The 13,291-nt window shown below is 71.6% G+C and carries 11 protein-coding genes; 1 reads left to right on the forward strand and 10 read right to left on the reverse strand.

Features of this window, described 5'->3' with window-relative positions:
* Positions 1-48 precede the first annotated feature (48 nt).
* The 8 genes from DY218_RS11665 to DY218_RS11700 form a co-directional block, all read right to left on the reverse strand.
* The gene (locus tag DY218_RS11665; protein WP_128555887.1) at positions 49-2,949 is read right to left on the reverse strand and encodes a DEAD/DEAH box helicase; all 2,901 of its coding nucleotides are present in this window, start codon (positions 2,947-2,949) and stop codon (positions 49-51) included.
* Positions 2,950-3,130: 181 nt separating this feature from the next.
* Entirely contained in the window at positions 3,131-3,715 is a 585-nt protein-coding gene (locus DY218_RS11670) for a sugar kinase (protein ID WP_128555888.1), read from the reverse strand.
* Complete coding sequence (locus DY218_RS11675; protein WP_128555889.1) at positions 3,716-4,912, reverse strand: ROK family glucokinase; 1,197 nt, start codon at positions 4,910-4,912, stop codon at positions 3,716-3,718. It lies immediately after the preceding gene.
* A 580-nt stretch (positions 4,913-5,492) separates the two neighbouring features.
* Positions 5,493-6,350, reverse strand: coding sequence for an ATP-binding cassette domain-containing protein (locus DY218_RS11680; protein ID WP_128555890.1), 858 nt, complete (start codon positions 6,348-6,350; stop codon positions 5,493-5,495).
* Positions 6,347-7,405, reverse strand: a complete 1,059-nt coding sequence (locus DY218_RS11685; protein ID WP_128555891.1) for an ABC transporter permease — start codon at positions 7,403-7,405, stop codon at positions 6,347-6,349. Before DY218_RS11685 ends, DY218_RS11680 begins: the two co-directional genes overlap by 4 nt.
* On the reverse strand, positions 7,402-8,403 hold the full coding sequence (locus DY218_RS11690) for a sugar ABC transporter substrate-binding protein (RefSeq protein ID WP_128555892.1): 1,002 nt from the start codon (positions 8,401-8,403) through the stop codon (positions 7,402-7,404). The genes DY218_RS11685 and DY218_RS11690 overlap by 4 nt, the downstream gene beginning before the upstream one ends.
* A gap of 206 nt (positions 8,404-8,609) precedes the next feature.
* Positions 8,610-9,605, reverse strand: coding sequence for a sugar ABC transporter substrate-binding protein (locus DY218_RS11695; RefSeq protein ID WP_128555893.1), 996 nt, complete (start codon positions 9,603-9,605; stop codon positions 8,610-8,612).
* Positions 9,606-9,746: 141 nt separating this feature from the next.
* A complete protein-coding gene (locus DY218_RS11700; protein WP_325051991.1) occupies positions 9,747-10,511 on the reverse strand; it encodes a GntR family transcriptional regulator in 765 nt (254 codons plus the stop codon).
* 112 nt (positions 10,512-10,623) lie between these two features.
* On the opposite strand from DY218_RS11700, the gene DY218_RS11705 reads away from it, so the two are divergent.
* The gene (locus DY218_RS11705; protein ID WP_128555895.1) at positions 10,624-11,637 is read left to right on the forward strand and encodes a Gfo/Idh/MocA family protein; all 1,014 of its coding nucleotides are present in this window, start codon (positions 10,624-10,626) and stop codon (positions 11,635-11,637) included.
* Positions 11,638-11,662: 25 nt separating this feature from the next.
* Here the strand turns inward: DY218_RS11705 and DY218_RS11710 are convergent, their stop codons facing one another.
* Together DY218_RS11710 and DY218_RS11715 are read right to left on the reverse strand one after the other, a co-directional pair.
* Positions 11,663-12,802, reverse strand: a complete 1,140-nt coding sequence (locus DY218_RS11710) for an RNA polymerase sigma factor (RefSeq protein ID WP_128555896.1) — start codon at positions 12,800-12,802, stop codon at positions 11,663-11,665.
* Positions 12,799-13,206: a YciI family protein gene (locus tag DY218_RS11715; RefSeq protein WP_128555897.1), complete on the reverse strand. Its 408-nt coding sequence runs from the start codon at positions 13,204-13,206 to the stop codon at positions 12,799-12,801. The genes DY218_RS11710 and DY218_RS11715 overlap by 4 nt, the downstream gene beginning before the upstream one ends.
* Positions 13,207-13,291 lie beyond the last annotated feature (85 nt).

Genomic DNA, 13,291 nt, shown 5'->3' on the forward strand with positions numbered 1-13,291 from the left:
CCCCCAGCCCGTCGTTGCGCGCGTCCGCTGCAGCTCGCTCAGGTCGTGTCATGTCGGTCTCCGCAGGGAGATCAGGTCGGACAGTTCGCTGTCGGTCAGCTCCGTGAGGGCCGATTCGCCGGAGCCGAGTACCGCATCCGCGAGGGCACGCTTGGCCACCAGCATCTCGGCGATACGGTCCTCCACCGTGCCCTCGGTGATGAGCCGGTGCACCTGTACGGGCTGGGTCTGCCCGATGCGGTACGCGCGGTCGGTGGCCTGCTCCTCGACGGCCGGGTTCCACCACCGGTCGAAGTGCACGACGTGGCCCGCGCGGGTGAGGTTCAGGCCCGTGCCGGCGGCCTTGAGGGAGAGCACCAGGACCGGGGTCGTACCGCTCTGGAAACGGTCCACGAGATGCTCCCGCTGGGCGATCGGCGTACCGCCGTGCAGCACCTCCACGGGGATCGCCCGCGCGGCCAGATGCGCCTCGATGCGCTCGGCCATCCCCACGTACTGCGTGAAGACCAGGGCCGAGCCCTCCTCGGACAGGATCGTGTCGAGGAGCTCGTCGAGCAGCGCGAGCTTGCCGGAGCGCCGCGACGCGTCGGAGGTGGCCGCGCGAACGTCCGCCGCCCGCCCCGGCGTTGCCATCGGCAGGGGCTCCTTCAGGTACTGCGCCGGGTCGTTGCAGATCTGCTTCAGGGCGCCGAGGAGCCTCAGGACCAGGCCGCGCCGGGCGATGCCGTCGGCCGCCTCGATGGCCGCCATCGACTCGCGCACCACCGCCTCGTACAGCGAGGCCTGCTCGCGGGTGAGGGCGACCGGGTGGTCGGTCTCGGTCTTCGGCGGCAGTTCGGGCACGATGCCGGGGTCGGACTTCTTGCGCCGCAGCAGGAACGGCCGTACGAGACGCGCAAGCCGCTGCACCGCCTCCTCGTCCTCGCCGCCCTCGACCGCGCGCGCATGCCGGGACCGGAAGGACTTCAGCGGGCCGAGCAGTCCCGGGGTCGTCCAGTCGAGGAGCGCCCACAGCTCCGAGAGGTTGTTCTCCACCGGGGTGCCGGTCAGTGCGACGCGGGCCGGGGCGGGCAGGGTGCGCAGGGCCTTCGCGGTCGCCGAGTACGGGTTCTTCACGTGCTGGGCCTCGTCTGCGACGACCATCCCCCAGCGCACCTCGGCGAGCCGGGTCGCGGCGCTGCGCATGGTGGCGTACGTGGTGAGGACGAAGCCGCCGTCGAGGCCGTCGAGTGTGCGACCCGCGCCGTGATAGCGGCGGACGGGGACGCCGGGGGCGAAGCGGGCGATCTCCCGCTGCCAGTTCGCCAGGAGGGAGGCCGGGCAGACCACCAGGGTGGGCTCGGGGCGGGCGCGGCGCAGGTGGAGGGCGATGAGGGTGACCGTCTTGCCGAGGCCCATGTCGTCGGCCAGGCAGCCGCCGAGGCCCAGTGAAGTCATCAGGTCCAGCCAGGCGAGGCCGCGGAGTTGGTAGTCCCGCAGCTCGGCGTGCAGTCCTGCCGGTGGCGGCGCGGGCGGCAGGTCGGCGGTGAGGCGGTCGCGGAGTGCGGCGAGCGCGCCGACCGGCACCGCCTCGACGCTCTCCCCGTCGACCTCCGCGGTGCCGGTGAGTGCGACGGACAGGGCGTCGACCGGGTCGAGCAGGCCCAACTCCCGTTTGCGGGCCTTGCGTACGAGGTCCGGGTCGACCAGCACCCAGCTGTCCCGGAGGCGGACCACGGGCCGGTGCGCATCGGCGAGTGCGTCCATCTCCGCCTCGCTCAGCGGATCGCCGCCGATCGCCAACTGCCAGCGGAACTCGAGGAGGCGGTCGGCCTCCAGGAAGCCCGTGCCGTCGGTGGAACTGCCCGGTGCGGGGCGCACCACCGCGGAGGCGCTGAGGTCGCTCGCCAGGTCGCGGGGCCAGTGCACGGCGACCCCGGCGGCGGTGAGACGGCGGGCGGCGACGCCGAGGAGGTCGTACAACTCGTCCTCGGACAGCGGGAGTACGGCTGCCGCGCCCTGCTCGACGAGGCGCTCGAGGGGCGGCCACACGCGGGCCGCGCGGCGCAGGGCAAGTGCGGCGTCGACTCTGGCGCGCGGCCCGAAGGCGGTCTCGCCCTCGCCCTCCCACAGGGCGGCGGCGTCGATCACCAGGGTGGGGTCGGCGAGGCTGTGCACCTGGACCACGGCTGCGCCGGCGGTGCGCGCCGGGTCCTCGGAGCGGTCGAACAGGTCGTGTCCGGACAGGTCGAGGCGGAGCGAGATCCGGACGCCTGCGTCGAGCCCGGCGGCCGCCTCCGCCGCCCAGTCCCTGGCCGACGGCAGATGCTGCGCGGGGCGGGCGGCGAACGGTGCGCCGTACGCGTGGCGGGCGGCCGGGGTGCGCGGCAGGGTGTCGGCGACGGCGTCCAGGAACTCTCTGATCAGGGCCTCCGGCTCGGGGAGTTCGAGCGGCGTCGCATCCGGCAGTGGTACCGCGTGGCCCTCGGCGGGCAGGGCGGCGGCGACCGCGCGGAGCTGGGCGACCGACTCCGCGTCGAGCGGTCCTGCCCGCCAGGCGTCGTGGTCGTCGGCGGTGAGCCCGGGCAGGATGCGGCCGCCGGCGACGAGGGTCAGCGCGAGGCGGGCTGCGGCTGACAGGCAGGCGGCGGCCGGGTGGGCCGCGCTCCCCGGTCCGTGCCGCAGCAGCAGGGGCAGGGCGTCGGCCACGGAGAGGACGAGGGCGGGCACGGTGGCGCGGCGGACTCCGGGGCCGTGCGGGCGTACCACCGTCAGGTCCTCGGGCGCGGCCGTGCGCGGGGCGGCGGGCAGCGGGTGTCCGGACGGGTCCCAGAAGGCGACGCGGCCGTGCCGGGGCGGGTCGGCGGGCAGGAAGAGGGCGGCGAGACCGATCAGGCCGCCTGCCTCGCCGGCGGGCGGGGTCCCTACGGCGGCCGGCCGCACCGTCGTCGGCCCGGACTGCGCACTCATGCTCGTCACCTCCTCCCCATCGGTCCGTCGTCACGCCGTCGCCCGGGTGGCAACGGCTGCGTCCGACTGTACGGAGGGGGTCTGACAACGACCGCGGATCGCCGTGTCCACGGCCGTGCGCCGGTGGTGGCACACCCCTTCGGCGGCCCGCGATCAGGGCTTGGCCATCAGGGCTCGGCGGTCAGGGCTTGGCGGTCGACACCACGTACACCATGGGGCGCTCGGGATCCGTGCGGTTGACGGTGACGTCCTGGGTCGGCAGCGGGTCCTTCTGGGCGTGGGTGAGGCCCGACCACGGGCCCTCGCCCTTGAACACCCAGCCGACGACCTTCTGGTCCCGCGGGCGGATGGTGATCCGGTCGTTCTTGAGTTCGTCCGCATCGGCGCCGATCCGGCCGAGGAACGTATCGAGCCCCTTCTCGGTGGTGCTGAACTGCACATACAGTCGGCTGGTGCGCCAGTTGTTCGTCTCGTAGTAGGCGACGCGCTGCGAGTACGCGGGGATCGGCACCTGGTACGTGCGCCGCTGGACCCGGGACGGCCAGCCCTCGGTGAGGCCGGTGGCGGACCACTTCGCCTCCTTGTCCCGGCCGCTGTCGCGGCTCTGACCCGCGGAGATGATCAGGTAGCCGGCCGGGATGCCGATGAGCAGCACGATGACGATCGCGGTGATCCACCGGCGGCGGATCATGTGCCGGCGGCCCTCGACGGGCGGGGCGGGCGGGGCGTCCGACGGTTTTGTCTGGTGGGGTACGGACGGCGTCATCTACTGGTTTCCCTGGGAGGTGCTGCGGTTGGTGCGGCCGGAACGGAGTGCCTGGGCGCGGTCGTACCGTTCGTAGCGTTCGACGCGGCGGCGCTTGGCGCGCCGGAAGCGGCGGGCCACGAGGCGCGACAGGTCGGCCGCTCCGACCATACCCGCCTCGGGGCCGAGCTGGGCTTTCACGATGCGTGCCTCGGGGCGGTAGCCGCGGCCGGTGAGGTGGCGGCGGAACGCGTCGCGGGCGGGTCCGATCAGCAGGTCGTCGGCGGCGCTGACGCCACCGCCGATCACGAAGCAGGAGGGGTCGAGGGCGGCGGCGAGGTTGGCGATGCCGACGCCGAGCCACTGGCCGATGTCCTGCAGGAGCTCCACGCACATCGCGTCGCCCTCGCGGGCGAGCTCGGTGATCAGCGGGCCGCTGATGTCGAGGACCTGGCCCTGGACCCGGTCGATGATGGTGTGGGCGACCGGCGAGTCCGCGCTCGCCAGCTCCCTCGCCTCTCTGACCAGGGCGTTCCCGGAGCTGTACTGCTCCCAGCAGCCGCGGTTGCCGCACGGGCAGCGATGTCCGCCCGGCACCACCTGCATGTGGCCGAACTCTCCGGCCACACCGAACTTCCCGCGCTTGACCTGGCCGTCCTCGAGGATCGCGCCGCCGATGCCGGTGCCGAGGGTGATCATCACGAGGTGGTCATCGCCGGCTCCGGCGCCGAAGCGCCACTCGGCCCAGGCGGCGGCGTTGGCGTCGTTGTCGACCATCACGGGGACGGCGAGCCGGGACTGCAGGGCGTCCCTCAGTGGTTCGTTGCGCCAGGACAGGTGGGGGGCGAACAGGACGCGGTTGCGGTCCGCGTCGACCCAGCCGGCCGCGCCGATGCCGACGGCGTGCACGTCGTGCCGGTCGGAGAGGTCGAGCACCAGCTCGCAGATGGTGTCCTCGACGACCTTGGGGCTCTTGGACTTGTCCGGGGTCTCGGTCCTGAGCTTCTCCAGGATCCTGCCGTCCGCGTCCACGACCCCGGCCATCACCTTCGTACCGCCGATGTCGATGCCCACGGTGGGCACGCGGGGGGCGGAGAGGTGCGAGCGGCGCTCGCGCGCGGCGACCGTGCGCAGCACGGTTGCCCGTGCGGGGCCGATGGGGGCGCCGCGGGTTGCGCCGAGGGCGCGGGTCAGCGCGAGGTCGCGGTAGGTGCTCATCGGGGCGATTCTGCCTCACGGGCGGGGGCGCCCGCATTCGTGGTGTCTTTCCGGCGGGGGGCTCCGCCCCGCCGGAACGGGCGTCCTGCCGGTGTCCTGCCGCGTCGCGACGCCGGCTCCCCGGCCCCGTCCATCGCGGTCGTCCTTCAGCCCGGCGGCAGCCATCAGCCGTACTGCACCTTCAGCCCGGCTGCACCCTCCAGCCCCGCTGCACCGTCCTGCCCGCCGGCATCCACCAGCCCCGCTGCACCGTCCTACCCGCCGGCATCCTCCAGCCCGTCCGGCGTTTGAGGACATCTTTCAGCCTGTCCGGCGTTTGAGGACATGTTTCAGCCCGTCCGGCGTTTGAGGACGAGGCCGCCAGGCCGATGCGGGGCCGCGGGACGCGGCGTTCAAAAAGCCACCGGCCCTGGCGGGCCTTGTCCTCAAACGCCGGACGGGCTGAATGTGGCCCTGGACGGGCCGACAGACGTCCTCAAACGCCGGACGGGCTGAATGTGGCCCTGGACGGGCCGACAGATGTCCTCAAACACCGGACAGGCTGACATTGCCCCAGCCAGGCTGAAAGGAAAGGGCCGGACTAGTCCGGAGTCGGCTCACCGCCGAGGTGAAGTGGCTTCGGTGCCCGCTCCAGTTCGTGGCTGAGCTCCTCGAGCTCGGAGCCACCGGCCATCTGGCGGGTGAGCTCGTCGAGATCGATCTCGGCGCGCAGATGGCTCCCGGCCATCGCCCCGCGTTTGAGGAGGACGAAGCGGTCCCCGACCAGGTACGCGTGGTGCGGGTTGTGCGTGATCAGCACGACCCCGAGCCCGGCGTCCCGCGCAGCGGCCACGTACTTGAGGACCACCCCGGACTGCTTCACGCCGAGCGCCGCGGTCGGCTCGTCGAGGACCAGGACCTTCGCCCCGAAGTACACCGCGCGGGCGATCGCGACGCACTGCCGCTCACCGCCGGACAGCGTGCCGATCGGCTGGTCGACGTCGCGCAGGTCGATGCCCATGCGAAGGAGTTCCTCGCGGGTGGTGCGCCGCATCCGCTCGACGTCCAGGGCCTTGAACGGGCCCCACCCGACCGTCGGCTCGGAGCCGAGGAAGAAGTTCCGCCAGACCGGCATCAGCGGGACGACGGCCAGGTCCTGGTAGACCGTGGCGATCCCGCGGTCCAGCGCGTCCCGCGGCTTGGTCAGCTGCGCCGGTTCGCCCTCGATGCGGAAGCTCCCCGCATCGTGCTCGTGCAGACCGGAGATGATCTTGATGAGGGTGGACTTGCCGGCGCCGTTGTCGCCGAGGACGCAGGAGACCTCGCCCGCGTGCACGGTGAGCGAGACGCCTTCGAGGGCCCGGATGTTGCCGTAGTACTTACTGACGTCGTCCAGCTCGACGAGCGGCGTGGGCCGCTCGTCCTCGTCCCGGACGGTCTGCTCGGTCGCGGTCGTCATGCGGTGGCCTCCGCGCGCTTGCGGACCCAGGCGTTCAGCAGGGTCGCCAGTAGGAGCATCGCCCCGAGGAAGAACTTGTACCAGTCGGAGTCCCACTCGGCGTAGACGATGCCCTTGCTCGTCATGCCGAAGATGAAGGCGCCGAAGGCGGAGCCGATCGCGGAGCCGTAGCCGCCGGTGATCAGACAGCCGCCGATGACGGCCGCGACGATGTAGATCAGCTCATTGCCCACGCCCTCGCCGGACTGCACCGAGTCGAACGAGAAGAGCAGATGCTGGCCCGAGACCCAGGCGGCGAAGGCGACGCCCATGTAGAGGCCGATCTTGGTCTTGACGACCGGGACGCCGACCGCGCGGGCCGCGTCCTTGTTCCCGCCGACCGCGAAGATCCAGTTTCCGGCCCGGGTACGAAGCAGGATCCAGGTGGCGACGGCGACCAGGACCGCCCACCACAGGATGGTCACCTTGAACGAGACGCTGCCGATGGTCAGCTGCGAGGCGAAGAGCACCTTGGCGGACTCGAAGCCCTCCATGTCGGCGATCGTCTTGGTGGAGACCTCGCCGCTGATCAGCTTGGTGAAGCCCAGGTTCAGTCCGGTCAGCATCAGGAAGGTGCCGAGGGTGATGATGAAGCTGGGCAGTTTGGTACGGGTCAGCATCGCGCCGTTGAAGATCCCGATGCCGAGCGTGACAAGCAGGGAGACCAGGACGCCCACCCAGACGTTGGCCGTCATCTGGTAGCTGAACATCGAGGAGATCAGCGCCGAGCTGGTGACCAGCACACCGGCGGACAGGTCGAACTCGCCGCCGATCATCAGGAGCGCCACCGGCACCGCCATGATCCCGAGCGTCGACGCCGCGTACAGGACGGTGCTGAAGCTCGACATCCTGAGGAAACTGTCGGCCGCGAAGGAGAAGAAGACGAACACGGCGATCGCGCCGACCACCGCGCCCAGCTCCGGCCGGCCGAGCAGCCGGCGGGCCAGGGAGCGGCGCATCAGGCGTTCGTCGGCCGGCGACTTCCCCGCGGCGGGTGCGGGTGCTGTGGCCGTCATCGGGTCCCCCGCTTCGTGTACTCCTCGAGCTCGTCGGCGTCGGCCTTGGTGATGATCTGCGGCCCGGTGAGGACGGGGCGGCCGCCGCCGAGCACGTCCGCGTTGTACCGGTAGAGCCAGAGCAGGTCGATCGCCTCGTACCCCTGGAGGTAGGGCTGCTGGTCGACGGCGAAGCCGAGGTCGCCGGCCTTGAGTCCGGCGGCGACGTTCGCGTTCAGGTCGAAGGTGTCGATCTCCGCCTTGCTGCCGGCGTCCTTCTTGGCCTTGACGGCGGTCGCGGCGAAGGGCGCGCCGAGCGTGACGACGGAGTCGACGGCCTTGTCGGACTGGAGCTTGGCGCCGATGTTGGACTGCACGTCGGGCATGTTGGTGCCTTCCACGTACAGGTTCTCGATCTTGCCGTCGAAGGTCTTCTTGACGCCGGCGCAGCGCTGTTCGTGGCCGACGTTGCCCTGTTCGTGCAGGACGCAGACGGCCTTCTTGCGGCCGCGGTCGTTGAGCTCCTCGCCGACCGCCTCGCCGGCGATGGTCTCGTCCTGGCCGATGTGGGTGAGGGCGCCGAACTCCTTGGACTCCGCGGAGCCGGAGTTCACGGTGATCACCGGGATGCCCTTCTTGGCGGCCTTCGCCATCACGTCCTTCATGGCGTCGGGCTTGGCGAGCGAGACGACGAGTCCGTCCACGCCCTTGTCGATGTACGACTGGACGAGCTGGGCCTGTTCCTTGCCCTCGTCGTTGTTGGCGTACAGGAAGTTGATGTTGTCCTTGACGGCCGCCTGCTTGGCGCCGCTCTTGACGATGTCCCAGAAGGTGTCGCCATCGCCCGAATGCGTGACCATGGCGAAGGTCCAGCGGGGTGTGCCGACCGCGGCCCGCCCCTCGGCCTGGGCCTTGCGGGCGTCCTCGGCACGCTTGCCGCCGGTGCTGCTGCAGGCGGCGAGGGAGGCCCCCATGACCGCCGTGAGCGCGATGCTTACCCAGGTTCGAACCCTTGCCACGAAGCCGTGCCCTTCTTGCTCTTCCGCTCGGTGCGCCGGGTCCGCCACGGCGGACCCGAACGCCCCAGTATCTCCGACGCATGATCCGGGACACCGGGCAGGTGGCGCGAGCGGAGCGCGGGCGAGGGAAATCGCACGGCTTGCGGCAATCGCCGGACGGCCTGCCCCGACGGCCGTCCGGGCCGGCTCGGCGGTCGTCGTCCCGCTCACCTGGTGCCCTTCGCGGTGAGCTTCTCCAGACGCGGCACATCCTTCTCGGTGACGATGGCCGGGCCGGTGAGCACGGGCTTGCCGCCACCGATGACATTGGCGTTGGTGTGGTGCAGCCAGAGTTCGTCGATGGCGAGATAGCCCTGCAGGTACGGCTGCTGGTCCACGGCGAAGCCGATCTCCTTGGCCTTGAGCTGCTTGACGACCTCGGCGTTCAGGTCGAAGGTGTCGATCTCGGCCTTGCTGCCGGAGTCCTTCTTGGCCTGCGCGGCGGCCTCGGCGAACGGGGCGCCGAGAGTGACGACCGCGTCGAGCTTCCCGTCGGCGTCGAGCTTGGCCTGGAGGGTCGACTGGGACTCCGGCATGTTGGTGCCGTTGATGTTGAGGTTCGTCACAGTGCCGTCGAAGGTCTTCTTCACTCCGGCGCAGCGTTCCTCGAGGGAGACGTTGCCCTGTTCGTGGATGACGCAGAGGGCCTTCTTGCGGCCGCGGTCGTTGAGCTCCTCGCCGACTGCCTCGCCCGCCACCGCCTCGTCCTGGCCGATGTGGCCGAGCGCGCCGAACTGCTCGGAGTACTGGCCGCCGGAGTTGATGGTGACGACCGGGATGCCGGCGTCGGCGGCCTTGGCGAGCACGGCCTTCATGGCGTCCGGCTTGGCGAGGGTGACGACGATTCCGTCGACCTTCTTGTCGATGGCCGACTGGACCAGCTGCGCCTGCCCCTTCGCCTCCTTGTCGTTGGAGTAGAGGAACTGGACGTTGTCCTTGGCGGAGGCCCGCTCCGCGCCGTTCTTGACGATGTCCCAGAAGGTGTCGCCCTCGCCCGCGTGGGTGACCATGGCGATCTTGAGGCGGGGACCGGAGACCTGCCCCTTGCCGCCGTCGTCGGAGTCGTCCTCGGAATCCTTGCCTCCGGAGCTGCTGCAGCCGGCTGCGAGGGCGATCGCTGCGACACAGGCTGCGAGACGTGATGCCGTGCGGGTCGTACGCATGCTGAACCCACCTCTTCCCGGCCGCTCGGTGCGGCTGGGGGAGTTCTAGCGGCGGCTCGTCGGGGCGTCAATGTATTTGTCAGAACATTCTTACTTCGTTATGCACGCTCCACCCTTGCCGCGGGTGCGCGGGCCGCCCGGTCAGGGACGTACGAGGAGCTGGAACTCGAAGGAGTAGCGCGATGCCCGGTAGACGTGCGATCCGAACTCGACCGCGCGGCCGGTGTCGTCGAAGGTGACGCGCTCCATGGTGAGCAGCGGCGCACCGGCGGGCTCTCCGAGCCGCTCCCCCTCGACCGCGTCCGCGGCCCGGGCGCCGACGCTCTGCCGTGCGCTGTGCAGCGTGATGCCGGCCGAGCGCATCAGCCGGTAGAGGCCGGTGGCCTGCAGCTCGGCGTCCGCCATGGCGAGCGGCCCGGCCGGCAGATGATTGCGCAGGTACGCCATGGGCTCGCCGTGCGCGAGCCGGAGCCGTTCGATACGGCGGACCTCGTCGCCCTCGGCGACCCCGAGCGCGGCCGCGACCTCGGCGGTGGCGGGCTCCAGGGTGTTGCCGAGCACCCGGGTCGCGGGGCGCTGGCCGGCCGCCTCCAAGTCGTCGTACAGGCTGCTCAGTTCGAGCGGGCGCTTGACCTGGCTGTGCACCACCTGGGTGCCGACGCCGCGGCGCCGGACCAGGAGGCCCTTGTCGACCAGGGACTGGATCGCCTGGCGGACGGTGGGGCGGGACAGGCCGAGGCGCTGGGCGAGGTCGATCTCGTTGCCGAGCAGGGTGCCTGGGGCGAGGCGGCCCTTCTCGATGGCCGACTCCAGCTGCTGGGCCAGCTGGAAGTACAGCGGGACCGGGCTGCTGCGGTCCACGCCGAGCTGGAGCGACAGGGCTCGGTCCGCTGCTGGCTTGGGCACGGGCCGAGCGTATCCCCAGGAGACGATCAGGAGAAGATGACGGGAAGTCGTGAGGTTCGATTGTCCGGACAAAGGATTGACAGCGGGCCGGGCCGAGGTCAGGTTATGAACCATGCGCATCGGACTCATCGGCACCGGTCGGATCGGCTCCTTCCACGCGGCGACGCTCGCCCGCCACCGGGACGTGGGAGCCCTGGTGGTGGCCGATGCCGAACCGGACCGGGCAAAGGCACTGGCCCAGCGCCTGGACGCGGTGGCCGCCCCCGGTGTGCACGAGGTCTTCGCCTGGGGCGTGGACGCGGTCGTCATCACCGCGGCCACCTCCGCGCACGCGGAGCTGATCGGCCGGGCGGCGCGGGCGGGCATCCCGGCGTTCTGCGAGAAGCCGGTGGCGATGGACCTGGCCGGCACCCTGTCCTCGCTGCGCGAGGTGGCGGAGGCGGGCACGGAGCTGCAGCTCGGTTTCCAGCGGCGCTTCGACGCGGGGTACACGGCCGCGCGGGCCGCGGTGCACGAGGGCAGACTCGGCCGGCTCCACACGGTCCGCGCGATGACCTCGGACCCGGCGCCGCCGCCCGCCGCGTATCTGCCGCTCTCGGGCGGCCTGTACCGGGACTGTCTGGTGCACGACTTCGACATGCTGCGCTGGGTGACGGGTCACGAGGTCACCGAGGTGTACGCGACGGGTTCGGACGCGGGCCCTGTGATGTTCCGCGAGGCCGGCGACGTGGACACCGCCGCGGCGGTCCTCACCCTCGACGACGGGACGCTGGCCACGGCGACCGCGACCCGCTGCAACGGCGCGGGTTACGACGTCCGCATGGAGCTGGCGGGCGAGCTCGACCAGGTCGCGGTCGGCCTCGACGACCGCACCCCGATCGCCTCCACCGAGCCGGCCGGGCCGCCCGCCGCGGACAAGCCCTGGCCCGGCTTCCTGGAGCGTTTCGCCGGGGCGTACGAGGCGGAGCTGCGGGCCTTCGTCGAGGTGGTGCTCGGTGAGCGGGAGAACCCGTGCGACGGCCGCGATGCGCTGCACGCGCTGCGGATCGCGGAGGCCTGCGAACTGTCCCGCGCGGAACACCGACCGGTGGCGCTGGCCGAGATCGCGGATCTGCCGGACGCCTGAGCGCCGCGTGGTCCGGTGGGCGCGCTCAGCCCCGCAGTCGTGCGTTGAGCCGGGCCGCCTGGCGCGTGAGGTGGTCGCGCTCGGGGATGTTGGGGGCCGATCGGGCGGCCTGCACGTAGAGCCGCGCCGCTCTCGCGGGGTCGCCGTCGCGCTCGTGCAGGTAGGCCTCGACGGCGGTGTACCGCGGCAGGGCGGGGTCCAGTCCGGCGAGGGCGGCGAGCCCGGCCCGGGGGCCGTCGGCCTCGCCGACCGCGACGGCGCGGTTGAGGCGGGCCAAAGGGCTGTCGGTGAGCGCCACCAGTTCGTCGTACCACTCGACGATCTGCACCCAGTCGGTCTCCTCGGCCGTCCTGGCGTCCGCGTGCAGCGCGGCCACCGCCGCCTGGGCCTGGAACTCGCCCAGGCGGTCGCGGCCGAGCGCGGCCTGCAGGATGCCGATGCCCTCGCTGATGAGCCGGGTGTTCCACAGGCCGCGGTCCTGCTCGGCGAGCGGGACGAGCGTGCCGTCCGGGCCGGTGCGGGCCGGGCGCCGTGCGTGGTGCAGCAGCATCAGGGCGAGCAGGCCCGCGGCCTCCTCGTGGCGGGTGATCGCCGCGAGTTGCCGGGTGAGCCGGATCGCCTCGGCGGCGAGGTCGACGTCCCCGGAGTAGCCCTCGTTGAAGACCAGGTAGAGGACGCGGAGCACGGTGGATACGTCGCCGGGCTGCTCGAATCGGACCCCCGACACGGTCTTCTTGGCGCGACTGATCCGTTGGGCCATGGTCGACTCCGGCACCAGATACGCAGCCGCGATCTGCCGCGTGGTGAGACCGCCGACCGCGCGCAGGGTGAGCGCGACGGCGGAGGCCGGTGTCAGGGACGGATGCGCGCACAGGAAGTACAGCTGAAGCGTGTCGTCCACGGCCTCGCAGGGGCCGGGTTCCGGTTCGGCCTCGGCCTGCTCCTCGCGCCGCCGCCGTGAGGTGTCGGCACGCACGGCGTCGAGGAACTTGCGCCAGGACACGGTGATCAGCCAGCCCTTGGGGTCCCGTGGCGAGACCTCGGTGCGTACGGATTCCACCAGGGCGTCCTGGACGGCGTCCTCGGCCGCCGCGAAGTCGGCTCCGCGGCGGACGAGCACGCCGATCACCTCGGGGACCAGCTCCTTCAGGAGCGCTTCGTTCACTCGGTGGCCGTGGCGTGCACGCCGTAGAAGGGCCGCAGCTCCAGCCACTCGTGGATCGGCTTGCCGCCCGCGCCGGGGGCCGCGGACAGCTCACCGGCCAGTTCCAGGGCCCGCTCGTAGGTCTCCACGTCGATCACCATCCAGCCGGCGATCAGGTCCTTGGTCTCGGCGAACGGGCCGTCGGTGACCGGCGGGCGCCCCTCGCCGTCGTAGCGGACGAAGGTGCCCTCCGGGGAGAGCGCCTGGCTGTCCACGTACTCACCGGTGGACTTGAGACGGTCGGCGAAGTCGTTCATGTACTTCAGGTGGGCGGTGACCTCGTCCGGCTCCCACTGGTCCATCGGCACGTCGTTGACCGACGCCGGCGCGCCCCGGTAGTGCTTCAGCAGCAGGTACTTGCCCATGATGCGCTCCTTGGTGAGGTACGGCCCATTGTGGCCGCGTGCACACCGGGGACGCAGCCGGGGACCGGTTCTCGACATCGGCCGC

The organism is Streptomyces triticagri, from assembly GCF_003429565.1.
Lineage (GTDB): Bacteria > Actinomycetota > Actinomycetes > Streptomycetales > Streptomycetaceae > Streptomyces > Streptomyces triticagri.